This window comes from Pseudomonas marginalis (assembly GCF_024169655.1).
GTDB classification, from domain to species: domain Bacteria; phylum Pseudomonadota; class Gammaproteobacteria; order Pseudomonadales; family Pseudomonadaceae; genus Aquipseudomonas; species Aquipseudomonas paraveronii.
This window is the reverse complement of sequence record NZ_JALJWV010000001.1, coordinates 1,167,758-1,192,296: the sequence shown is the minus strand read 5'-3', so window position 1 is coordinate 1,192,296 and position 24,539 is coordinate 1,167,758. Positions and strand designations below refer to the sequence as shown.

General features: G+C 62.8%; 16 protein-coding genes. 4 read left to right on the top strand and 12 right to left on the bottom strand.

Annotated features, from left to right (window positions below):
• Window positions 1-9 precede the first annotated feature (9 nt).
• The gene (locus J2Y83_RS05200) at window positions 10-348 is read left to right on the top strand and encodes a GlpM family protein (RefSeq protein WP_253393600.1); all 339 of its coding nucleotides are present in this window, start codon (window positions 10-12) and stop codon (window positions 346-348) included.
• A gap of 70 nt (window positions 349-418) precedes the next feature.
• On the opposite strand, the gene J2Y83_RS05195 is transcribed toward J2Y83_RS05200, so the two are convergent.
• The 6 genes from J2Y83_RS05195 to J2Y83_RS05170 are packed head-to-tail and all read right to left on the bottom strand — an operon-like array spanning window position 419 to window position 7,791.
• Entirely contained in the window at window positions 419-1,816 is a 1,398-nt protein-coding gene (locus J2Y83_RS05195; RefSeq protein ID WP_253393598.1) for a sigma-54-dependent transcriptional regulator, read from the bottom strand.
• Window positions 1,806-3,575 carry a sensor histidine kinase gene (locus tag J2Y83_RS05190; RefSeq protein WP_253393596.1) on the bottom strand — a complete coding sequence of 590 codons (1,770 nt, stop codon included), beginning with the start codon at window positions 3,573-3,575 and terminating at the stop codon, window positions 1,806-1,808. The genes J2Y83_RS05195 and J2Y83_RS05190 overlap by 11 nt, the downstream gene beginning before the upstream one ends.
• On the bottom strand, window positions 3,572-4,699 hold the full coding sequence (locus tag J2Y83_RS05185) for a GNAT family N-acetyltransferase (protein ID WP_253393594.1): 1,128 nt from the start codon (window positions 4,697-4,699) through the stop codon (window positions 3,572-3,574). The genes J2Y83_RS05190 and J2Y83_RS05185 overlap by 4 nt, the downstream gene beginning before the upstream one ends.
• Before the next feature lie 32 nt (window positions 4,700-4,731).
• Window positions 4,732-5,694: an alpha/beta hydrolase gene (locus J2Y83_RS05180; protein WP_253393592.1), complete on the bottom strand. Its 963-nt coding sequence runs from the start codon at window positions 5,692-5,694 to the stop codon at window positions 4,732-4,734.
• Window positions 5,691-7,085: an aspartate aminotransferase family protein gene (locus J2Y83_RS05175; protein WP_253393591.1), complete on the bottom strand. Its 1,395-nt coding sequence runs from the start codon at window positions 7,083-7,085 to the stop codon at window positions 5,691-5,693. The genes J2Y83_RS05180 and J2Y83_RS05175 overlap by 4 nt, the downstream gene beginning before the upstream one ends.
• On the bottom strand, window positions 7,078-7,791 hold the full coding sequence (locus tag J2Y83_RS05170) for an MtnX-like HAD-IB family phosphatase (protein ID WP_253393590.1): 714 nt from the start codon (window positions 7,789-7,791) through the stop codon (window positions 7,078-7,080). Before J2Y83_RS05170 ends, J2Y83_RS05175 begins: the two co-directional genes overlap by 8 nt.
• Window positions 7,792-8,021: 230 nt before the next feature.
• On the opposite strand from J2Y83_RS05170, the gene J2Y83_RS05165 reads away from it, so the two are divergent.
• On the top strand, window positions 8,022-8,792 hold the full coding sequence (locus J2Y83_RS05165) for a MipA/OmpV family protein (protein ID WP_253393589.1): 771 nt from the start codon (window positions 8,022-8,024) through the stop codon (window positions 8,790-8,792).
• 71 nt (window positions 8,793-8,863) lie between these two features.
• On the opposite strand, the gene J2Y83_RS05160 is transcribed toward J2Y83_RS05165, so the two are convergent.
• The 5 genes from J2Y83_RS05160 to J2Y83_RS05140 form a co-directional block, all read right to left on the bottom strand.
• Window positions 8,864-9,268, bottom strand: a complete 405-nt coding sequence (locus J2Y83_RS05160) for an EamA family transporter (RefSeq protein ID WP_253393588.1) — start codon at window positions 9,266-9,268, stop codon at window positions 8,864-8,866.
• On the bottom strand, window positions 9,265-9,645 hold the full coding sequence (locus tag J2Y83_RS05155; RefSeq protein WP_253393587.1) for a transporter: 381 nt from the start codon (window positions 9,643-9,645) through the stop codon (window positions 9,265-9,267). Before J2Y83_RS05155 ends, J2Y83_RS05160 begins: the two co-directional genes overlap by 4 nt.
• Window positions 9,642-10,562 carry an arginase gene (locus J2Y83_RS05150; protein ID WP_253393586.1) on the bottom strand — a complete coding sequence of 307 codons (921 nt, stop codon included), beginning with the start codon at window positions 10,560-10,562 and terminating at the stop codon, window positions 9,642-9,644. The genes J2Y83_RS05155 and J2Y83_RS05150 overlap by 4 nt, the downstream gene beginning before the upstream one ends.
• Before the next feature lie 206 nt (window positions 10,563-10,768).
• The gene (locus tag J2Y83_RS05145; RefSeq protein ID WP_253393584.1) at window positions 10,769-11,422 is read right to left on the bottom strand and encodes a DsbA family oxidoreductase; all 654 of its coding nucleotides are present in this window, start codon (window positions 11,420-11,422) and stop codon (window positions 10,769-10,771) included.
• 55 nt (window positions 11,423-11,477) lie between these two features.
• A complete protein-coding gene (locus tag J2Y83_RS05140) occupies window positions 11,478-12,497 on the bottom strand; it encodes an alpha/beta fold hydrolase (protein ID WP_253393582.1) in 1,020 nt (339 codons plus the stop codon).
• 207 nt (window positions 12,498-12,704) lie between these two features.
• Here J2Y83_RS05140 and J2Y83_RS05135 point away from each other — a divergent pair, with 207 nt between their 5' ends.
• A complete protein-coding gene (locus tag J2Y83_RS05135) occupies window positions 12,705-18,356 on the top strand; it encodes a dermonecrotic toxin domain-containing protein (RefSeq protein WP_253393580.1) in 5,652 nt (1,883 codons plus the stop codon).
• Between the two features lie 36 nt (window positions 18,357-18,392).
• On the opposite strand, the gene J2Y83_RS05130 is transcribed toward J2Y83_RS05135, so the two are convergent.
• Window positions 18,393-23,321, bottom strand: coding sequence for a dermonecrotic toxin domain-containing protein (locus J2Y83_RS05130; protein ID WP_253393578.1), 4,929 nt, complete (start codon window positions 23,319-23,321; stop codon window positions 18,393-18,395).
• Between the two features lie 289 nt (window positions 23,322-23,610).
• On the opposite strand from J2Y83_RS05130, the gene metR reads away from it, so the two are divergent.
• Window positions 23,611-24,528 (top strand): transcriptional regulator MetR, encoded by a 918-nt coding sequence (metR, locus tag J2Y83_RS05125; RefSeq protein WP_017844590.1) that lies wholly within the window; start codon window positions 23,611-23,613, stop codon window positions 24,526-24,528.
• Window positions 24,529-24,539: the final 11 nt, after the last annotated feature.

Genomic DNA, 24,539 nt, shown 5'->3' with positions numbered 1-24,539 from the left:
GAGCTGCGTGTGGATCTGGTATTGAAGGCCGCCCTGGGCGCGGCGGTGGTGTTGATATTGGCCGCGTTGGCCAAGACCCGCAATTACTACATCGCCGGGCTGGTGCCGCTATTTCCGACCTTTGCACTGATCGCCCATTACATCGTCGGCAAGGGCCGCTCGGTGGACGACTTGAAGACCACCATCCTGTTCGGGATGTGGTCGATCATTCCGTACTTTGTGTACCTGGCGACGCTCTACGTGATGGTCGACCGCCTGCGGCTAGAGGCCTCTTTAGCCGTAGCAGCGGTAGCGTGGTTGATGGCAGCGACTGTTCTGGTCAGCGTCTGGGTACGCCTGCAGACCTGACACACCACAATCCAAATGTGAGAGGGGGCAAGCCCCCTCCCACATCTAGAACAGTGCTGTGCCAGGCAACTCAGCGGACTATTTTGTCGATCTGAATCCCCAGCTTTTTCAGGCGATACCAGAAGCTGCGCTCGGAAATTCCGATCTTCGCCGCTGCGGCCGCCTGTACGCCATTGCTCTCCAGCAACGCCGCCTGGATGTAGGCTTTCTCCACCTCCGCCAGCGCCGCATCCAGGTCCTGGGGAATGCCCGGCCCGTCGCTGAGGATCGCCGTCACACCGCCCTCGCGGGGCTTCGACGCGAACAGATAACCCGGCAGGTCGATATCTTCGATCACAGGCGACGACGCCACGATGGTCGCGCGCTCCACGCAATTCTGCAGCTCGCGGATATTGCCCGGCCAGTGATACGCCGTCATGGCCTGCAAGGCCTCTGGGCTGAAACCGGTGATGCGTTTGCCGGCGGTGGCGCTGAGGGTCTGGGCGAAGTGCCGGGCCAGGGGCGCGATGTCTTCCACGCGCTCGCGCAAGGGCGGCAGCGGGATCGGGAACACGTTGAGGCGGTAATACAAGTCCTCGCGAAACTCCTTGTTGGCCACCGCGTCCAGCAGGTTCTTGTTGGTGGCGGCGATCACCCGCACGTCCACCTTGCGCTCGCGGGGGTCGCCCACCGGCTCGATCACCCGCTCCTGCAAGGCGCGCAGAATCTTGGCCTGCAGCGCCAGCGGCATGTCACCCACTTCGTCGAGAAACAGCGTGCCCTTGTCGGCCTGCATAAAGCGCCCGACCCGGTCGGCCACGGCGCCGGTGAAGGCGCCCTTGCGGTGGCCGAACATTTCGCTTTCGAGCAGCCCTTCGGGGATCGCCGCGCAATTGACCGCCACGAATGGCTTGTCGGCCCGGCTGCCGTGCTTGTGGATGGCGCGGGCGACCATTTCCTTGCCGGTGCCGCTTTCGCCGGTCAGCAGGATCGTTGCACTGCTGTCGCGCACCGAATCCACCGCCTGCAGCACCTTGCGAAACGCCGGGCTGTCGCCCACCAGGCTGTCGAACTGCGCCTGCTCGTCCAGCTCGGCGCGCATGCGTGCGTTGTCGCGCATGATGTCGCGAAACTGCAGGGCCTTGGCCACGGTGATGTCCAGCTCGTCGATATCGAACGGCTTGGCGATGTAGTCATAGGCGCCGTTACGCATCGACTGCACGGCGTTTTTCACCGTGCTGTAGGCGGTCATCACGATCACCGGCACCTGGGGACAGCGCACCTTGATCTCGGCCAGCAGTGCCGGCCCGTCCATGCCCGGCATGCGCCAGTCACTGATCACCAGGTCGATGTCTTCCTGCTCCAGCACTTTGAGCGCATGCAGGCCGTTCCCCGCAGTGAATACCTGGATGCCGTTCTGGCTGAGGGCCGACGACAGCAGGTCACAGAGCTTGGGCTCGTCGTCGACCACCAATATGTTATGCGTCATGACTGTCCTCATCGTCTTCGCCAATCGCCGGAATGTACAGGCTGAACGTGGCGCCGGCATCATTCTCGCTGGCACATTCGATGCTGCCGTCGTGACTTTCCATGATCGAATAGACTTTGGCCAGGCCCAGGCCGGTGCCGGAGGCCTTGGTGGTGACGAACGGCGTGAAGATGCGCTCGATCATATCCGCCGCAATACCCTGGCCGGTGTCGGCGATGCTGATGACCGTATTGTCGCCCACCGAACGAATGCCCAGGGTCAGGCGGCCGCCTTCAGGCATGGCATCGATGGCGTTGAGAATCAGGTTAAGGCAGGCCTGCTTGAGTTGCTTGGCATCGGCGTAGATGGTCGCGCCGGGCGCCTGGTCGTCGATGTGCGCATCGATGTTGTGGCTGGCCAGCTCGGGGCCGCAGAAACCCAGAATTTCGTCCACCAGCGCGCGAGCCGGCAGCAACACACGCAACGGCGGGTTGGGTTTGGCGAAGTCGAGAAACTCGGTGATCAGGTCGTTGATCCGGCTGACTTCGCTGATCACGTATTCCAGGTGGCGCTTGTCGGCTTCCGGTAAGTCGGCGCGACGGTGCAGCAGTTGGGTGGCTGTCTTGATGATGCCCAGCGGGTTACGGATTTCGTGGGCCAGGCCCATGGCGACTTCACCCAGGGCGTGCAGGCGGTCGCGTCGGCGCAGTTGGGCTTCGAGGTGATGCAACTCGCCCAGCCGCTCGGTCATATGGTTGAAGGTGCTGCTCAATTGCGCCAGTTCATCGCCGCCGCTGACCACCACACGGTGCGCATAATTGCCCGAGATCACCGCGCTCACACCCTGGGACAGATCGCGCAACGGCTGGGTCAAGCGCCGCGACACCAGCAGCCCCGCCGCCAGGGACAGTGCCGAGCTAACCAGGAAAATCAGCACGAACAGGTTGCTCTGGTTCACCAGCCCTACCAGGCTGGTATGCCGCAGCAGGCCGCTGAAGATCACGCCTTGCAGCTCGCCGCCATCGTTGAAGATCGGCCAGTACAAACCGCTGTAGTCGTTGGTGAATTGTTCGCTGGGCTGCTTGGTGCTGCGCATCGCGGTTTCGATGTTTTTCGGGATGTGCGAGGGGTGATCCTTGAAGCGCTGGGTCGAGAAAATTTCCGAAAAACCACCGGGATTGGCCAGGTACAGGCGCAGGTCGAGGGAATGCACATCAGCCACGCTGGTGAGGAAACTGCTGTCCAGGTAGGTGGCCACCAGCAGCACGTAGTCAACGTTTTCCTGGCTGGTCTCGAAGGTCGAGACCACGATACCGGTACTCACCCCCGCCAGTTGGACGGTCTGCAATGCGGCGTTGCTGGTCAGGTTGATCTGCTTGACGATGTCATCGGGCGCGGTGCTGAACACCACTTTGTGATCACTGCTGCGAATCAGTGCCACCACGTCGATATCCGTGGCTTGGGCGATATCGGCGGTGAGCCTGTCGTGTTTGGCCGCCTGCCGATTGGAGGCCGGGCCGGTGTAGCGCAGGAACAATTGCGCCATGCGCGCGTTGTCATGCAGGATGTCGCCGATCTCGTCCTTGACGATCTTGGTCGACTCCTGCAGCCAGATACGCACGTTGCTGTCGAAAATCTGCGACAACGTGGTGGCGGCCAGCTCGGCCGCGATCATGGTCGGAATCACACTGACCAGCCAGAACGCCAGCACCAGCTTGCGCTGGACGCTCCAGCGCGAAATGGCAAAGGGGCGGGCTTTTTGGCGGGTCTTGGTGATCATCGGGTTTCGCTTATCACAGCAGCCATGGCAGGGTCGGAACGATCCGGTCGAAGAAACATTTTCGCGAGTCTGAGCAGGCCGTTGACCAGCCGGTTACGGTGGCGGAAGAACAGGCTGTTGCCCTCAAACTCGCACCCCAGCCGCAGCTTACTGGCATACCCGGCCTGTCCGCACTCATACAGCGCAATATTGTGTTGGATACAGTAGTCGACATTGGTTAACCAACTGCGGAAGTAGAGGTTGTAGTCACGGGTAAACTCCACGTCGTGCCCGAAGAACTTGTCGACCAGCCGATGCTCGTCCACCAGCATCAGGTTGAACGCCACCAAGTGCTCGTCCACCCAGTAAAGAGCACAGACCGCGCGCTGTTCAAGGCGTTCAAGTACGCCGGTGAAGTAGCTGGCGGGCAGGCGTTCGAACTGCAGTTCGGCACGGGTCAACGTGGATTCATACAGGCGCATGACCTCGGGCAGCACATCGTCGATGTTGCGCCGCCACTCCACCCGTGGGCCAGGCGCACGCAGTTTGCGACGCAAGTCCTTGCGTGTGGATTTGCCCAGCGAGCCCAGGTAGGCGTCCACCGAGCCGTAAGGCAGCGGCAATACGCCCGTGGGCAAACTCGGCATGCTTTGAAAGCCTGACACGCGGCAACTGTCGGCCCAGTGCCGGTCCTGCGTCGGCGCATCCTTGACCGCCACCAGGCCGATGCCGAACTCATCGGCGTCCTGGCGCGCCGCCAGCAGCAGGTGTTTGAGCAACCGCGGGCGGTGCCCCTCAGGCACGCTACTGGCAAACCCGGCGTCGCAACGCTCGGCCACCGGCGAACCGATGGCGTACAACCCCACCTGCAAAACACCCGGCCACAGTCGCTCCAGGCGTGCGGTCAAGCGCTTGCCGGCGCCCGACACCGTGGTGTCGAGGCGGTAATGGGTGATGAACGCGGCGGCCACGGCCACCAGCGCTCCGTCTTCAAATACCGCCAGGTAGCGCCATTGAAAATCGTCGATGGCGGCGTTTTCCACGGCGACGTAGTAGTCCCAGTCCTCCAACGCTCCGGGAAAACAGTCGTTCCAGGCACTGCGCCGAATGTCCCGGATGGTCGGGAAGGCTTGGGTGGTAATCACATGTTTCCCTTATTTCTATCGCAAGCCGCCGATCAACTGTGTGAGCTTTCGAGCCCCTGCGAGGCGGTGATGGCATCACCTCGGTGTAACGGATAAACCGCGACACCTGCATCGCCGCCTCGCTTAAGCGCTACAGCTCCCCCATCAGCCTGTTTGGATCTGAAAAGACCGGCGTGCAGCTCGACAAACTCGGCACTCAACTCGATCACCCGGCGGTATTGCAGGTCGACAGTGATCATGTGGTAGCAGTTGTCCAGCAGGACCTTGGTCACCGGCCCGCCGAGGTGGCGTTCCACGTAATCGGCGTTCCAGCGACTGGTGATATCGTCCTCAATCGAATGCAGTACCAGCGCCGGCACCCTCACCTGAGGCATGCGCTTCTTGACCACGGCGTTCATCCGGTGCAACTCGCGCACGGTGATGCCTTCCATGGTCAACAGACCGGCCTCGCTGCTCTGCCCTTCCTTCATCTGCCGCTCGACGATTGCCCGCAGGCGTTCGTTCTTGATGCCGTAGGGCGGCTTCTCTTCGAAGCGACAGATATGCACGCCGAACGGGATTTTCATCAACAACGGCGTGAGGAACGCCAGCTTGTTGATGCTCCAGCCGTCGTATTTCAAGGTGGTCGAATACATCAGCAGCCCGGCGACCTGGCCCGGATGTTCCGAGGCCAGGTACATCGACATCACCGCGCCCATCGACAAACCGCCGACAAACACCTGTTCATGGCGCTGACGGACCTGGACGAAGGTTTTACGCACCCCTTCGTACCAGTCCAGCCAGCCGGTGGCCTGCAGGTCGCTGTTGTCGCCGCAGTGCCCGGCCAGGGTGGGCACGTACACCGTGCAATTACCCACCTTGGCCAGGCCCTTGGCGACCTGGCGCAGTTCCGTCGGCGTGCCTGTCAGGCCGTGGATCAACAGGATGCCGACCGGCCCTTCACCGAGAACGAAGCCGGCATCACCCTCACCGAGGTCGATCCCGACGTTGCTCACCGTTTAGTCGCTCGCACCAGCAGTTGCTCGAGCAGCTTCAGGCCCAGCTCGATTTCCGGGTAGCTGATTTCCAGGGACGGCGCCAGGGTGATCACATTCTTGTAGTAGCCGCCCACGTCGAGGATCAGGCCGAGTTTGCGCCCGTCCACGACCATGTCGCCCTTCATGCCTTCTTCGACCATGTAGTCCAGGGTCGCCTTGTCTGGCGTGAAACCATCCGGGCCGCAGATTTCGCAGCGCAGGGCCAGGCCCAGACCGTCGACGTCGCCGATGATCGGGAAGCGTTTCTGCAGGTCCTGCAGGCCTTCCAGGAAGAACTTGCCCTTGGCCATGACCATTGCGCCGTAGTCGACTTCGTTGGTCATTTTGAACATTTCCAGACCTACCGCCGTACCCAACGGGTTGGAGGCGAAGGTGGAGTGGGTCGAACCTGGCGGGAAGATTTTCGGGTTGATCAGTTCTTCACGGGCCCAGATGCCGCCCAGCGGGTTGAGGCCGTTGGTCAGCGCCTTGCCGAACACGATCACGTCGGGTTGTACGTCGAAGTGCTCGATCGACCACAACTTGCCGGTGCGGTAGAAGCCCATCTGGATTTCGTCGGACACCATCAGGATGCCGTGCTGGTCCAGCACCTGCTTGAGCTCGCGGTAGAAGTTCATCGGCGGGATCACGTAGCCGCCGGTGCCCTGGATCGGCTCGACGTAGAACGCGGCGTATTCACTCTGGCCGACTTTCGGGTCCCACACGCCGTTGTATTCAGTCTCGAACAGGCGCGCGAATTGCTGCACGCAATGGCTGCCGTATTCTTCCTTGGTCATGCCTTTAGGGCCGCGGAAGTGGTACGGGAACGGGATGAACTGCGCACGCTCGCCGAAGTGGCCGTAGCGGCGACGGTAGCGGTAGCTGGAGGTGATCGACGAGGCGCCGAGGGTGCGCCCGTGGTAGCCGCCTTCGAAGGCGAACATCAGGCTCTTGCCGTTGGTAGCGTTACGCACCACTTTCAGCGAGTCTTCGATGGACTGCGAACCGCCGACGTTGAAGTGAACGCGACCGTCGAGGCCGAATTTCTTCTTGGCGTCGACCGCGATCATTTCCGACAGCTCGATCTTGCCTTTGTGCAGGTACTGGCTGGCGATTTGCGGCAGGGTGTCGATCTGCTGTTTCAGCGCATTGTTCAAGCGCGGGTTGGCATAGCCGAAGTTGACCGCCGAGTACCACATTTGCAGGTCGAGGTAGGCCTGGTCTTCGGTGTCCCACACGTAGGAGCCTTTGCAACGGCTGAAAATACGCGGTGGCTCGATGTAGTGAACGGTGTCGCCGTAGGAGCAGTATTTGGCTTCTTTATCCAGAAGAATCTGGTCTTCGGCGCTCGCGATGCGGATATCAGACATGGTGGAAGAGTTCCTGATTTTCAATAGAGAGGTCAGTAGCAGCAAAGGTGGTGGCGTTGGCAGCGATGCCCTGTGGCAGCCTGGCCAGCAATGCGCTCACTTCGGCGAAGGTGTCGAAGCGCGCATGCGGGATGTGGTTGGCCTCGCAGTACTGGGCGAGGCTGCCCTTGGCGAAAACGAAGTCGGCGGTGGAGGCCACGCACATGTCGGACTTACCGTCGCCGATCACCAGCACGCGCTTGTTACGCGGGGTGGATTTGCACTTGCAGTTGCCGGAAGCGGCGCGGCAGGCATCGCTGGCATACGGGAAATCAATGCGCCAGCTGTTCTGGTCGACCTGACGCAGGCGGTTGGCGAGGATCGGCAGCAAGCTCACGTAGTTGCGCGACAGAATCCGCGCGATGCCTTGCTCGATACCGTCGCTGACCACTTCGATGGACGCACCGAGGCCGATGACGTGATCGACGAAATCGGGGAAGTCCGGGTCGATCTCGACGCTGTCGAAATAGGCCAGCAGTTCAGCGGGTGTGGCCTTGATCAGCGCCAGTTGGCGGCTCAGGCATTCGCGTGAACCGATATGCCCGTCCAGCCATTCCTGCTCGATGGTTTCCCACTCGGGGCCGGCGAAGCGTTGGAGGACGTTGTCGATGACATCGGTGGGGGTAATGGTCCCGTCGAAGTCACACACGATATGCCAGTGGATCATCTGCGTTTACCTTGAGGAGGAGCGCGCTGTGTGCGCTTGCAAAAGGTGCTAGAGCAGGGACTGTGCCAACTGGCCAGCACCCAATGGGGCTGGGGCTTCGCGCGGATGTCAGAGGATTTTGTGTCGTGGGAGCTACATTTTTTGTAGCTTGCTACAAACAAGATGAGTGCTTGCGCCAACGCCGCGCTTTGCGCGTTCATGCGCGCATAGTCAATCAAGGAACTGTGACCATGTTCAGGATCACCTGCGCTGTATTCGCCGGATTACTGGGGCTGGGGAGCGTTTCACAAGCCGCGCAGGCCGACGGCATCACCGGTGAAGCAGGTGCGGGTGTCAGCTACCAGCCCAAGGAACCCACCGGCAGCCGCTATGAAACCGCGGCCATTCCGTACCTCGACCTGGACTGGGGCAACGTCAGCCTCGGCACCGATGACGGCCTGACCTGGAGCGCGCTGAAAGCCAACGGTTTCAGCGCCGGCCCGTACCTCAACTACCTCTCGGGCCGCACGGCCAACGGCGCGTTGTCGGGGTTGCGCGAAGTGTCGAGCATGGCCGAGGTCGGCGGGTTCGTGCAGTACGCGCCGGCCGACTTCTGGCGGGTCTATGCCCAACTGGGCCGCGCCGTGGGTGGCGCGCAGGGCCAAGGCGGCGTGCTGGGCAAGGTCGGCGGCGAGTTGGGCTATCCGCTGGGTGGCGGGATCATTGGCAGCAGCGGCCTAATGGCGCATTTTGCCGACGCACGCCAGACCCACACGTTTTTCGGCGTGAGCGACAGCGAAGCCGCCGCCTCGGGCTTCCGGCCCTACAACGCCGGCGGCGGTTTCCAGAACCTGACGTTAACGCAGAGCTTCGAATTTCCCCTGGCGGCGAAATGGTCGCTGTTGACCAGTGCCAGTTGGGTACACCTGGTGGGTTCGGCGGCGGACAGCAGCATCGTCAAGCAGACCGGCGAAGTGAACCAGGGCCAGGTGCAGACGGCGATCAGCTACAAGTTCGACTGATGCACATCGCTCAACATGTGGGAGGGGGCTTGCCCCCTCCCACATGGAGCCAGTATTTCATCGCGATACTTTCAGTTTTCTTCGCCTTCGGCCAACAACCCGATCCCGACGATAATCACCCCAACGCCCACCCAGTGCAGCAGGCTGATGTGTTCCCCCAGCCCCAGCCACGAACCGAGCAACACCACCACAAACACCAGCGAACTCAGCGGAAACGCCAGGGACAGGCTGCTGCGCCGCAGGATCAGCATCCACACGAAAAACGCGCCGATGTAACTGGCAATCGCCGCCAGAATCCCCGGGTTGCGCGCCACTTCGGACAACCACAGCCAGTTGAAATCCATCTGCCCCAGTTGGTCCCCGGCGACCTTGGTAAACAGCTGCCCGGCGCTCTCGGTGCAGATCAGCAACGCCCACAGCACCACGGTGCCAAGGCGTTCGTGCAACCAGCCCTGGTCGATATTCTGCGTACTCATGCCTGACCCCCTCCAATCGCGACTAACATCACGCCGAAGGTAATCACCAGCGTGCCCATCCAACGCCTGCGGCTGACGGTTTCCCCCAGCACGACCTTGCCCGCCAGCACCACCCCGCAATAAGCCAGGGCCGCCGCCGGAAACAACAGGCTCAGCGGCGCGCGGGACAAGGCTTCAAGCCAGACGAAAAACTCAATGGCGTAGGCCCCGAGCCCCGCCCACAACAACGGTGCATTGAACACCTGGCCCCAGAAGGCGTTCAGGCGAAAGCCGCCCTCCAACTCCGGCAAACGGTCCAGGCCCATCTTGAAACACAGCTGGCCGACCACATCGAGCACGATGGAAAAGGCCACCAGAAACACCACGGTCAACGTCACGGAAACAGCTCCTCAAACAGGTTGATCAGGGCTTCGTTGGTCGCGGCATTGCGCTGCAAGTCCTCGGCGCTCCAGCGCTCGGCCGGCGGCTGGTCGGACTTGGCCTCCCAACGCTTGAAGGCGTTACTGAACACGGGCTTGGCGAACTCGCCGCACACGTCGATGCCAATGATTCGCTTGCGCGCCGCCAAGGCCCGCAGAGCCTGGAGCAGATGGCTCAGGCGCATGCCGCCCTGGTCCCAGTTGGTGGCCGCGTCTTCGCTGGCCAGCACGTCTTTGTCGATGGTGATCCAGATGGCTTCGGTGGGCAGGCTGGTGATCATTTGCTCAAGGAATGCGGCCCAGTCCAGCTCCGCCAGATTGCGCCAGTACAGGTGGTTTTCCTGCTGCTGGTGGCCGGCGCCATCGCCGACCCGGCCCCAGACTTTCGAAGGCGGGTGCTGCCACGGGAACAGCTGCAATTGCCCACGCTTGAGGGCGCCGAGGTTGCCGCCGCGCAACTGCGGGTTATGCAGGTCATCGCTGCACGGGCCAAGGGTGACGATGCGCTTGACCGCCGGCATCTTCAGCGCGCGGTTGACCCACGAACCGCAGTGACGCTTGGGCGCAAAGCGGACCCAGTCGGGGTGGTTGTCGAAGTGGATCAGGCTGATGGGTTCTTTCAGGTCGGCGAGAAATGCCGGCGTCAGGTGGTGATAATCGCCGGAGCCGACAAACAGGATTTCCGGCCGCGCATCCGTGGGCCGGGGCCGTGCCGCCAGGCGTTCGGTGAAGCGCTTCCAGGTTTTTTCGGTGGACCACAGGCGCAGTTTCGGGCCCAGGTCCAACAAGTCGAGACGGGTGGCATGACCACTGGCCAAACGCCGGGCAATCGGCGCCTGGCCCGTAAGGCTGTGGTCGAGGTCAAGAATATTCAAGGTAGTGTTTCACCCCTAATGGCAGCACCCAGCCGGATTGCGGATGGGCTTTAGGGGGTCAATGCAAGGGACGGGCCAGGGACTCTCTTGAAGACAATGAGCCCCCATGTGGGAGGGGGCTTGCCCCCGATAGCGGTGGATCAGTCATGCATGTTTTGGCTGACACACTGCTATCGGGAGCAAGCCCCTCCCACATGGGACCCGCGTCAGGATTGGGATTCGCGGATGATCTGGCGAATCGCCCCGACAAACGCTTCGACCGGCTGGCCACCGCTGACGGCGTACTGGCCGTTGAACACAATGGTCGGCACCGAACTCACGCCACGGGACACCCACAGCTGTTCCTGCTCGCGCACGTCGGCGGCGTATTCATCGGTGGTGAGAATCGCGGCGGCGCGCTGTGGGTCCAGGCCGACGCTCTCGGCGATGCGCACCAGGGTCGCGTGATCGGACGGGTCCTGGCCATCGCTGAAGTAGGCCTTGAACAGCGCTTCCTTGAGGTTGTACTGCAAGCCTTCCAACCCAGCCCAATGCAGCAGGCGATGGGCGTCGAAAGTGTTGTAGATACGGCTCTGGCCGTCGGTGCGGAACGCAAAGCCCAACTCGGCGCCCATGTCGCGGATACGCGCACGGTTGGCCTGGGACTCTTCGGCCGTGGAGCCGTATTTCTCGGTGATGTGCTCGACGATGTTCTGGCCTTCGGCGGGCATGTTCGGGTTCAGTTCGAACGGCTGGAAATGGATCTCGGCCTGCACCTCGCTGCCGAGCTGGTCGAGGGCTTCGGTCAGGCCGCGCAAGCCGATGACGCACCAGGGGCAGGACACGTCGCTGACGAAATCGATTTTCAGGGCAGTACTCATGGTAGGCAACCTCGCTGGCATTAATGCGCCGCAAAGGTTGCACGATACACCAATGTCACAACACCTTCGCCGAGACCTGGGGCTCAATCTGCGCCCAATGGGCGGCGTCTTCGCGATGGGCTTGCAAGTACGGCAACACCGCCGCCAGCAATGGCGCCTTGAACGCTTCCTGGAAACGATGGGCCAGTCCGGGAATCAGCTTCAACTGGCTGCCCTGGATATGCGCGGCCAGGTGTACACCATGCATCACCGGCAACAACGGGTCAGCCGTGCCATGCACCACCAGGGTCGGCACGCGCAATTGGTTGAGCAACGGCACACGGCTCGGTTCGGCGAGGATCGCCATGATCTGGCGCTTCACGCCGTCGGGGTTGAATGCGCGGTCGTAGGACAGCGCCGCCTGGTGCAGCAACACCTGACGATCATCCTTGACGTTCGGGCTGCCCAGCGCGGCCAGCAAATCGGCCTGTTGCTCCAGGGCCACTTGACGATTGGGGGCGCTGCGCCGCGACAGTAATTGCACCAGCGCCGCATTCGGCGCCGGCAGGCCTTCGGCGCCGGAGCTGGTCATGATCAGCGTCAGGCTTTCCACGCGCTGCGGCGCCATCGCGGCCAAGTGCTGGGCAATCATGCCGCCCATGCTCGCGCCGAGGACGTGGAATTGCTGGACCTGCAACGCATCCATCAAGCCGAGGGCGTCATCGGCCATGTCGGTCAGCGTGTACGGCGCCGCCACCGGCAGGCCGAGTTTGTAGCGCAGCACTTCAAAGGTCAGGTTGGCGCTGGCCGGGGCCTGGCGCCAGGTGGACAGGCCGACGTCGCGGTTGTCGTAGCGGATCACCCGGAAACCTTGCTGGCACAGCGCAACAACGACCTCATCCGGCCAGTGGATCAGTTGCCCGCCCAGGCCCATCACCAGCAGCAAGGCCGGATCGGACGCACGGCCGATACTCTGGTAAGCGATGCTTACCTGAGCCAGGTCGACCGTTTGGGTCGGGACATTGACATCACATCGAGAAGCCGCAAAAGACGGCAGGCCGAACAGTAGAGCGGCCAATAACAGCAACACGCGCATGAAAAACACCGAAACGCAGAACCCCAGTAGAGCGCGAGTCTGATGAAGTTTGTTCAAGGGCGCTGCCACAGTTGCGTGACAGTTTGATGAATGTCGCTCAACGGTCGGCCCACTAACTATCTATCCCTGCGCGCCTCGTTCTCCACCTTTAAATAGGGCACCGACCGGTAAAGCACCGTTCTGCCCCTATTTTTCGAGTGCCGTCCCATGACCGATACATCCAACCCGCTGTCCCCCCTTGCCGTGCGCGATTTCCTGCCGCTTGCCCACGCCCAGGTTCGCCCGGTGAATGAAAGCCTGCTGCTGGAAGCCACGGCCCGCTGGCACGCCAGCCGGGAACACATGCTCACGCTCACCGCCGCCGCCCCCAGCATTCGTGCCGCCCTCACGGCGTTCATCCAAGAGCAACTGGAACTGGACGGCGACAGCGTGCAGTTGCATTTCGCGGCAACCGCCGACCAGCCGCAACGTCACGTCACGCTCACCCAGGCCTGCGCTTTTGTTCATCAAATCCCCGTCCCCAGCGCGCTCGAGCAACGCTGCCGGGTCATCGGCCTGCCGGCGGGCAAAACGCAGTATGCGGCGCAACCGTTCGAGCTGCTAAAACCCTTTACCCAGCTCAACGTGCAACAGGCCCTGCGAACCGCCTGGGTGCGCTACTGGTGGTTCACGCGCGCACCCGGCACGTCGGTCTCGCGCCGCGATCACGCGGTCGCGCAGTACAGCAGCCACCTCCAGGCGGCCGCTCAATTGGCCTGCGCCTGCGGGGCGATCACGGCCGATCAATTGAAACCGTTACTGACGGTCCTCGACCCGCCGAGCGGCGCGTTGCAGCTCGACGGTCAGAAGATCTACACCGAGCAACTGCTGCTCAAGCGCACGGGGTTGGCCGATGCCGAGATACCCGGTGCGCTGGTCATCACCCTGGATGCCGAGATCGTCCTCCAGCTGTTGTACCTGCCCTCTGAAGAACCGGCGCTGAACCTGTTCAACAGCCGCGTCAGCATGGAGCAATGGTTGCTCGATCACCCCACGCTGTTCCCCGGCGTGACGGCGATCACCCGAGACCACCAGATCGACTACCGCGAGGTCAGCGACCCCTTGCAAGCCGGCGTGACGCACCTGCTGGAACATCGCCTCAAAGAAAAACAGGCGAGCTTGGCCTACCCCCACGGCAGAGACCTCGCCGAGCATGGTCACAGAGCGTTGGATGCGGCCGATCAGGTTGACCGGCAACAGCAAAGCCAGGGTTTTTTCGCCTTGCCGCCGGCTGCCGAACTGACTGCCGTTGCGAGCGATGTCGCCCGCGACACCCCACCCATGCTCTTCGCCGGACTGACCGCCGACCTGCCCCTGGCCCAGCGCCGCCACGCGCTGTCGCGGCAACAGCAGCCGCTCTTCGGTGCCGAGCACGCGTCCGCCCTGCTGCCGCCGCCGAACGATGAGCAACTGGCCACATTGCGCAGCCAACTCAACCGCTTGCACGAGGCGCAACAGCAGGCCCATGAAGCGGCCACCGCGCTGTGGAATCAACCCCAGCACCAACTGCTGGAGCTGTCCCAGCAAGCCAACCCCGACTACCACACCTTGCTCCAGGCACGCCTGAACGGGCTGCTTGCCGAGGCCAGCCTGCAGCGTCAACTCAACCAGATCAGCCAGGCCGGGCACGACATGCTCCTGACCGCGCTTGACCCGCTCAACGCGCCAGACCCCGAACTCAAGGTGTCGGTGGCAACCTTGACGCTGTCGATCAGCGAGCGCAGCAACGGCGCGGTCAACATCCAGCGCAAAGAGCTGGACGGCGTGCTGCTGATCACCCTGGAAGCGGCGCTGCTCGATGCGTCAACGCCTCAGGACCTGTTGCTGTACTGGCCAGGCAGCCAGGGCGGGCTGCAGCACTTCGCCTCGCTGCAGGCGCTTGAACAGTGGCTTGGCGTAACGCCGTCGGACGCTGCGTCGCTGGAACTGGCCCTGCTCAATCAGACCCCGTTCGAGTACAGCCTCACCGTACAACTCGATGGCTGGGTCACCCAGATCGAAGCGATGCTTCGGCGCTCCCCGGACGACACCGAGCGCCAAGCCCGGGAACTGGAACCCATGCGCGTGCAAGCGATCCAGGAACTGGGCGTATCGACCCACAGCGTGCGCGAACTGGCCTATGCGCAGCTTCTGGAGCAGAACCAGAGCGGCGCCCTGGCCGCGCAACTGCCGGCCTGGCTCGGCCAGGTGTCGGCTGCCGACAGGGCCGAACTCAAGGCCCTGCTGGAGCGCTACATCCTCGCGTTCCAGCGCGCCGACGAGGCATTGAACCTGAAGCTGCCGCTGATCAGCAGCTTTTGCAAACAACGCCTGCACGCACGGCTGTCCCGGGACTTCTCGCTCAAACAACCGTTCCACGTTCAGCTCGACGTCCCCGAATCGGTCACGCAGCAACAGCATTTCGTCGAAGCCCCCGGCGCACCGGGCACCCCGACCAAGACCGTCCCGGTGCCCAGCGCCACCCGGGTCAAAATGAGCCTGGATGAGCTGGCGCTGAGCAACATCGATACGCCAACCTCCGAGCGCTTGACGTTCATGAAGGTCGAGGTCAGCACCCAGGACGCCACCGAAGGCCTGGCACTCACCGCCGGGCTCAGCGCCAACTACCTGCGCCGGCTGGTGCCGGAACTGGACCTGGCCCAAGCGTATGAAGACCTGATCGTCGAGGCTTACCAAGGCTCGGACCGCGAAGCGGACTTCAGCCGTGAGTATCGCCTCGAATGCCTGCTCGACCCTCATCGCCTGCTGCTCACCCTTCAGGGGCGCCTGGCGTTCCTGCAAAAGCACATCACCGCCACCGAACTGAACACCTTCAACATCGCCGTGAATGCCAGCACCGCCCAAGCCTGGCGCGCCGATGGCAATGACATTGAGTTGCTTCCGGCCCACCTCAGCGTCGGCGGGCCAGACACCCAGGACGGCCCAAGCACCTTGTCCGGCGTCACCTTCATCCGTCAGAAAAACACCGGGAGCACCCTGCTCTACCTGCCCGAGAGCCCGGACGGCCAGGCCCTGCGCAGTTACAACAGCCTTGAAGCGGCACGACTGGCGCTGTTCCGCCTGTGTCTGAACACCACGATGGTCAACTACCTGGCCGGCCGCGCCTTGCTCGGCAACGTGGCCAACCACGTCAGCCGGATCAATCAAGCGGTACTCCGGCATTTCGACGCGCTGATCGGCGTCGGCACCGCCTGGCCCGTCACCACGTCGCTGGCCAGCCATTTGCTCAACGCGCAAATGGGCCGCGTCAAGGAGGCCCACCGCGCCAGCTCCCGTTCCAACAGCGATCTGTACCTGGAACGCTATGCCATCAAAGGCGTGCAGGCCTTCAGCTATATCAAGATGGCGCTCGGCGTGGTCCCCGTGGTGGGCAGCGTGATCGGCCTTTACGATGGCTGGGTCAGCGCCAATGACGCGGTGGCTGCGTTTCGACGCGGTGATCATGCCCAAGGCATGCACGCCATCACCCAAGTCCTGCAATCATTGATCGACGCCGGCATCGACGTGGCCGGCGGGGTGCTGATCACACCCAATGCAGCGCGCACGCGCACGTTTGGGCGCCAGTTGCGCAATGCCTTCAAGGGTGCCCGCTACCTGCAACCGCCCATGAGCCGCAAGGCGCGCCGCATCGCCGAGCGCTTCAGCGGGTATGAGTATGCCAAGGAGATCGCCCTGGCCCATCTGACCCCGGCGAGCCACGGTGTTTATCGCAACGTCTACCGCCATGCCGACGGCGACTTCATTGTGCGGCAGGGCAACGTCTATCAGGTCGAACTGCAGAACGGGCATTGGCGCTTGAGCGGCAACACGCTGAAGACCTACAAACAACCGATTGCCCTGGATGAAGCCGGCCAATGGGACACCCACTTCGGCGTCTACGGCACCGCGCAACCGGTCGGCCTGGCGGGCGGCGGCGGCGTGCTCGGGCACCTGGCGGACACCCTCGAACCGCTCTGGCCGATGGCGATTCGACAACGGCTGCCGATCTGGTGGACCGATCATGTGCTGCGCCGCCAACTGGCGCTCAACGATGCGATCAATACGCTGAGCAGTCGGTTCGACACTCAACTGGCCGCGACCAGCAACCTGCAACACCTGTCCAACCAAAGCGACATCGCCACCCGCAAGACCTTGCAGCCGACCCTGGATCAGGCCTACGCCAAAGACATCGAGCTGGCGATTGAGCAGGCCAACGCCGTTCAGGACGTGATCGCCTTCACCCCCAACAGAGAGCACCTGGCCCTCAAAGGCATGCAGAGCCGCGCCGCCCTGATTGTCACCAGCCGAGCCGTGGAGCGCTTGAAAGTCGCCGCGGCCGCGCTGCAGGAATTGACCGGGCAATTCGCTGACCTCCAGGTGCCGCCGACGAGTCCGGCCGCCATCCTGCAGTTTCTGCAAACCCGCAAAGGTCTCAGCCAGAACATCGTGCAGGCACTCGACCGGATCGACCGCATCTTTCTGGTCATGAACGAATGGAGCGCCAAGATCAACCTTATAGCGCAGGAAGCCGATATGCGCCTGCAGGGCAGAAGCCCCCGCAGGACCGCGCAACAGATCGACGCGGATCTGCACAACACGCGCACGATGGTGGGCGAGGCTCGCGACGACGCGGCGCGCTGGAACGAACTCTACGATGAAGACTTTCGCACGCACCTGCGCACCGTCCACAGCATCGATACGTTCAACCGCTACGATCACGTCACCGATCCTTCCTGGTTGTACTTGCAAAGTGAGGTCAATCGCGTCTATCTCGACGCCCACCTGGCCCTGAACACGCATTTCGCACTGACAAAGACGCCCACCACCGTCAGCCAACGCACGCGAATCCTCAACGAATGTATCGATGCCTACGCGCGTTTCAGCCTCAGCGTTAAAACCTTGAGTGCAGGCTACCCGCAACATTTTGACCTGGATAACCTGGACGCCTTGCTGAACAACCTTGAGCGCATGACTCAACTGGCCCGTCAGCGCATCGGCACGCCCGCTCGCCTGCGGCGCCCACGACCCGACGAACCACAAGGGACGGTGTTTGAAAGCGAAGACAACCGGCTGCTGATCGGCATAAAAAGCACCGACCCTGGCACCAACACCACGCGCTATACCATCGACAACCTCAGCGGCCACACCGAGACCTGGGAGCAACGCCCGAACGGTCGGGCCCAGCGCCAACCGGCGCCGCCCGTGGAGTTCCCGGCGGAGGCGAACGTGAAGTCGGTGATGGTGAGCGAAGCCCAGAACCGCCTGCGCGCCGTGCCGGCGTACCAGGCCAAAGTCGAAGCCTACGCCCGCCAGGGCATGTTGCCGGTGGACCTTGAACACATGCTGGTCAGCGAAGCCGCCGAACTCACCTTGCGCGCAAACCGCATCGCGCGCCTTGACCCCACGGAGCCGAGCATCCAGCCATTGCGCGCGACCGCCACCGAGCTGAGCGCCGCCGGCCGCACCCTGCGCACCCGCCAAGCATTGGCCAGCCGCCAACCCACCGACGGCATGCTCGATGATCTGGTCAGGCACCACGTGGTCGAGGTGCGTCGAACCGCGTCGATGACCGAGCTGGCGCGGCGTGCGAACGGGCACCGCGACTTCATGCAGGAGTATGAAGTCTGGGACCTGACCGCCACCCCACCGCGCCCCGTGTGGTACGCGCACTTTCATTACAACCGCCGCACGGCCACCTTCGACGAGTTCGAAAAGGCCCACTTGAAACTGCCGGAGCATCGCTACTTGACCCATGCCGACGACCCCTCGCTGCCGTTCTCGGACATTGGCAGGCAGTCCGCCGCGTTGCCGCATATCCGGCCGCTCTGGGTCGCCCAATAGTCGCGCAGGCCTGCGGCTGTCAGCGGAACGCTGCGGTCACAGCGTCAAAAACAGTTTTTCATCCAGCGGCGGGCCGATCCGCGCTCTGACGATCTGTTCCACCACGCGGTTATTGCCCGCCTCGGCCACCAGGTCTTTCTGGGTCTTGGTGCGCTGCGACGGGATCTTCAGGTGCGCCGCCGTGTAGAGATTGCGCGGCGAACCTTTGGCCGGGTAGTGGAAATGGGCATACCACAAGACGTCGACCTTGCCTTTTTCACGCACGGCGTATTCGGTGAAGACATCGCCGCTTTTGGTCGCGGTGTCTCGCTGGACCAGGTTGATGTCGACGAACCCGTGCTTCCACAGGTAGTCGATGTTTTCCGGTTTGGGGGGGAGGAGCTTGTAGCCATCGGCGCAGTGCTGGCGGGCCTTGATGAGCAGCTCGTCCGCCGCCGTGCGCCACTGTTTGACCAGTTGTTCGGTTTCGGGCCTGCCGCTGTGGCTGGTTTCAGCTTGCAGGGCCGTTGCCCGCAGCCGCTCGGCCTGGGCTTGCAGCATGTCGTTCCAGTCCAGCGGGTTGATGCCCTCGCGGCGTTGCGGGTCGTTGAGTTTGCGTTTCTGGAACGCGATCGTGCGTTCAATGCCGGCGCTTTCTTCGAGCAGTTTTCTGGCGTCGGACTTGAGCGTTGAAAGCGACTTGGGCGACTGCGCGGGCCGTGCAGGTTGCGCGGGAACGATCTTCACCCACTCGCCGTCGCTGGGGTGTTCGCTGTAGCTGGCGACCGGCTGGCCGGACTGCGGGTCCAGTACATCAATGATCGCGCTGGTGCCTGCCGCGTGAGGACGCGCGGTGCCGATCAAGGTTTCCTTGTCGCGGGTTTTGAAGGTGCGCTGGCCCGCCGGCTTTTGTTGTTGATCGATTTGCGCGACGGTGGCCGGCACCAGTGCTTGTTCCTCGCGAATCACTTCGCCCAGGTCGGTTTGGGCATCGTTGATCACCGCGCGCAGGCGTTCGGTAAACAGCTGCTGATACTCGGCCCGCTGAAGACCGGGGTTGGACTCTTGCAAGGCGAGGCTATCGCTGAGCACTCGCTGGTACGTGCCAATGACGGTTTGCAACGTCGCCTTGCGTTCGCTCAAGCTGTAGCCGGTGTACTGCCGCAGGTCCAGGTGCGCCCTATAGACCGGGATCAGGTTGGTTGAACTGAATCGCTCCAGGTAGAAAGACTCCACCGGGTCAGCCGTTCGGACATAGCGATCAAGGCTCAGTTCTTTGAGATTGGACAGCGTGGCGAGCTTCATGCGCAGGGCGGTAATCGCAGGTGGCTGCTTGTCTTGCTGCTTGAGAAAGTATGCGGCCTTGGTTTTGCCGAACGATGAATCGCGGGTCCACTTTTCCAGTACGGCGGCGGAGGCCTGGGCCGCTTCGCGCACGTTTTCCAGGTTTTTGTAGACCCTGGCGTAGTTGTCCATCAGCTCGATATAGGCGCTTTTCGAACCAGACCTCGCCTCGCTGACCACTTCCGCCATCGACCGTCCGCTGGAGACGTGTTGATTGCTGTCTTCGGCCAGCACGGTGTAGAAACGTTCGATTTGACGGTAGTTGTCGAGCACTGCGCCGTAGAGCTTGGAGCGCGCCTGTTTTTCCTCGGAAAGATCGTCCACCGCGCCGAGTTTTTTCGGCGCCAGGCGGTCGATGGCGGTCTGAACGGCCGCACTGTGCGCCTCAGTGCGTTGCTTGAGTTGCACGAGTTGCTGTTCGCTGGTTTGCCTGAGGTTGTTCGTGAGTTCCAGCTGCGTCAGGTACGGCGCAAGGAAGCGCTGTTGATGCTGACCGGTGGTGGACAGCCCCCACAGCGTGCGCAGTTTTTTGCGGGCCTCGACGTAGTCATTAATGCTCACGACCAACTGGTTATGCGCCTCGACCCTGGGCACTTCCAACTGCAGCGCATCCTCGACGGCTTGGCTGAACAGCTCCCCCCGCTCTTGTTGCGCCTGCCGATTCTGTTTGACCCGCTCGGCGACACCGTTCTTGCGCGGCATGCCACCGCGCAACCGCGGGCTGCTGTCGAAACTCCAGCGGCCCTGTGCGTCACGCCTGATCGGCGGGCCGGTACGCGCACGGTTGTTCGCGTCGATGATGAACACCCCGTCGAGGTCGTTGGCCACCCGGAACCACTGGTTGTCGATGTTGGCGTACAGCCGGCCCTGGCTCAGGTACAAGCCCTGTTTTTGCCCCTCGGCAATCGCGGCACCGACATCGCCCGGCGCGGGTACCCGGAATGACTCGACCAGTGCAAGCTGGCCGGGGGTCAACCGGCGCGGGCTGGAGAACGCAAAATCCAGCATGCTCGTATTATCGCCGACGACGCCCGCAGAGGGCTCTATTCTGCTTTGGCGCAGGGTCGCGCGATGGGCGTTCGGCGCCTGGCCTGGCGTGCGGCGCGTCGGTCCATCGTGCTTCGGGATGGCTTTGAGCGCGTCGAGCGTCAGCGGCGGTTGTGCGATATCGGCGGGCGCGGCGTGGGTCAAGACCATGCCCATATTGAGCAACAGGTTCACCACGGTCGCCGTGCTGTCGTCCTGAGCGTTCGGGTTGGACAGTTTGCGGATGTCGTCCTCGCTGCCGGCCAACTGCAACAACCACCCCGCCATCGCCCCAGGCCCGCGCAACACGGGTAGCAAGGTGTTGAACAACAACCCGCCCAGCTCCTTGAAGGAGGCCCAGCGACTTTGTGCGTCCGATACCGACTGCCCCTCGGCCAGGCTCACCAGGCTGTGGGTATTGCTCTGGTACAAGTGCTGCATCAGGCGCCCTTGTTCCAGGTCCTGGCGTAATGTGCGTGCCGCGTCATAGCCGTCCACGGCCAGCGCCGTCGGTGCCGGCTGGGCGGGCGCGTCGAACTCGTTGAAGACGCTGTAGCGGGCAATGTTGGGGGTCTTGAACCCGCCGTTGCCGTACACCGCGCGCGTCCTGTCGTCGGGCAACCAGGCCAGTACGCCTTGCTGTAAAGGGCCGGGCTGTTGCACCGCCTCCAGCAGCGCTTGGCGAGAGGGAAACTCCTGCAGCACCGGAGACAACATCGGACGGTAGAGCAGGTGCGGGCCGACAGCCGAATCGGCCGGCTCGATGACAAACATATTCTGGACCACATCGGGTGTCGCACCGGGCTTGCGTAAAAACGCCAGGGGCCGCATGACGATGTCTTGCCCGTCGACCGGTTTCGCTCCAGCGCCGGGGGTCAGCACCGCCTCCACATACCGGTAGCCGTGCGCGGTGATGCCCGCTTCGCCCTTGAGTTTGAGTTCCAGTGCGCGCATGGCCAGTTGGCGCGGGACCTGTTGGGCGAACAAGGCGCTGCGTCGACGTGATTCATCGCTGTCGCCAAGCAGGTGGGTGCGCAGTAGCGCGGGGTAGTGTTTGCCGATGTCCACCTGGCTGACGATGTCTTTCAGCCGCTGGGGCATTGCGGGGTCGCTGATCGGTTGACCTAAGTGACGCACTTCGATTTCCCCCTTGGGCAGCCCGGCCAGATTGCGCAAGGCCATGTCGGTCAGGCTCATCGTGACGCGCTCGATATAGCCGCCGCCCAACGTGCCGACCGGTACCTTGAAGGTGACTTCGAGGTGGTCCGCGAGCAGCCCGGTGTCCTGCAACTGCGCTTGCAGCTGTTGCTGGGTATAGGTGCGAATATCGGGGACGTCCGAAAAAAAGTTACGCCCCTGATTGCGCTGGACATCGCTGGCCAGTTCGAGGGCGTGGCGGTGGTAGGCAAGGCGATCGGCCGGGTCGGCGTTGCGCAGCCACTGCGGCAGTTTTTCCTGCAGCCGCGCCAGTTGTGCGGAATCCGGGGCATAGGCGCCGACAAACCACGGGCTCGGATCGCTGAGCACGCGCAAGCGCTGCTCCAGAGCGTTGAGGCCACCGGCTTGTGGGAGTTCGAGGGCGTCTATCGCCTGCAACTGGTTGTTCAGAAGGATGCCCGCTTGCGCATCGAAGATATTCGCGTCCGGCTCCTGGCGTTTCCAGGTCAAGTGGTCGAAGACGAAGTCGTTTTCCAGCGTCTCGCCCCAGGCCTTGCCGAAGGCTTCCAGGGAGTCGTAAGGGGTAATCTGGCCGTTGGCAGCGGCATGCAGAACCTGGGTGCTGGCGCCGATCTGGCGGGTGATCAAAAGATCCGGGCTGAGCTGCGTGGAGGCACCACCAGCGTAGCGGACGCTGGTGTCCAGCACGAAGACCCGGGCCGCGTCGTCACCGTTGGCACTCACGCGTTGCGCACGCTCGGGCCAGGTGACCACCTGGTCAAGGGTGGCGCGTTGCGCAGCGCTAAGGCCGGGCTGTTTCAGCGCCGCACTGCGCAGGTTGTCGCTGAGCATGCCGCTGAGCCACAACCAGCGATTGTCCGCCCCGGAAGCAGTTTGTCCCCAATACCGCGTCAAGGCTCGTGCAAAACCGTCTTTGAGGCTGGGCCGAAGGCTGCGGATCACCAGCTCGATGGCCGACATGTCGATGTCTTCGCGCCGGTTGCCTGACGCGTCGGGGACTCTGAGGGTGGTACCGGTGCCTTGTTTGACCAGTTTCTGCGGCCATGAATACTTGTCGGTGAAATCGATGTCGGCTCCGGTGGCCAGGTGGTTGAGCGCGACATCCAACAGCGGGGTCAAGCGGTATTGAACCGGGTTCTCCGCGATCGGCTCTGCCACCGAGGTCTGCGCGACGTCGAATTCCAGCGTGGGGTACAGGCTTTTGATCGCCTCGCCGAGCATGTCCCTGACCACCGAGTACACGTCGGGCCGCGTCGCGAACTGGCTGCTGACGGCGTGGGCGGCGAGGTTTGTGGCGCTGGGTAAGGGATGCACGGCGGCGCTGGCGCGGCCCAGGGCGGTGGTCGCGAATGCCGTGGATGAAGGGGTCGGATTGACGGGTGGTGCGGCAAGGTACAGGCGAGGGATAAAGGGCGTGGCAGCGGTGCTAGCGGTCATGGGGCACATCCTTGGCATGGAAATACGGTGTCGTCCCAACGACGCATAAAGTGCCTTTCGGGACGAATCTCGCGGCCAAAATACCCACTCATCCCTACGGTGAAATAAGAAATGCGTAATTGACTATGTCCACATGCGCGAGGCCCGCCAGGACTCCGGATCAGCGCCCTTTGGCAATGTATGGCCGGATATGAACATCACGCCCAGGCCTGCGTGTCGACAGCCCGCACAACATGAGACAAACTCACCCCATTCGCATTACTCATCAATATTGCTCATGGAGACCACGGTGCTGGAAATCCGCCACCTGAAAACCCTGCACGCCTTGCGCGAAGCCGACAGCCTGGTCGAAGCCGCCGAACGCCTGCATTTGACCCAATCCGCCCTGTCCCACCAGTTCAAAGAGCTGGAAGAGCGCTTGGGCATGCCGTTGTTCGTGCGCAAGACCAAACCGGTGCGTTTCACCAGCGCCGGCCTACGCCTGCTGCAACTGGCCGACGCCACCCTGCCCCTGCTGCGCGGCGCCGAGCGTGACATCGCGCGCCTGGCCGGCGGCACCGCCGGGCGCCTGCACATGGCCATCGAATGCCACAGTTGCTTCCAATGGCTGATGCCGACCATCGACCAGTTCCGCGACGCCTGGCCCGAAGTCGAGCTGGACCTGGCGTCCGGTTTCGCCTTCGCCCCGCTGCCGGCCCTGGCCCGTGGCGACCTGGACCTGGTGGTCACGTCCGACCCGCTGGAACTGCCGGGCATCACGTATGTGCCGCTGTTCACCTACGAAGCCATGCTGGCCGTGGCCAACCAGCACCCGCTGGCGAACAAGTCGTACATCGTGCCGCAAGACCTGCTCAGCGAAACCCTGATCACCTACCCGGTGGAACGCGACCGCCTGGACATTTTCACGCGGTTCCTCGAACCCGCCGATGTGGAACCGGCCCAGGTGCGCACCTCGGAGCTGACGGTGATGATGATGCAACTGGTCGCCAGCGGTCGCGGCGTGTGCGGCATGCCGCATTGGGCGCTGCATGAATACAGCTCGCGCGGTTACGTCAAGGCCAAGCGCCTGGGTGAGAAAGGTCTGTTTGCAACGCTGTATGCGGGGATTCGTGCAGACATGCTGGACGCGCCGTACATGCGCGACTTTCTGCTCACGGCCAAGGACACGTCGTTTTCCACATTGGATGGGGTCAGCGCCGTGCGTTGAGGGACGCACGG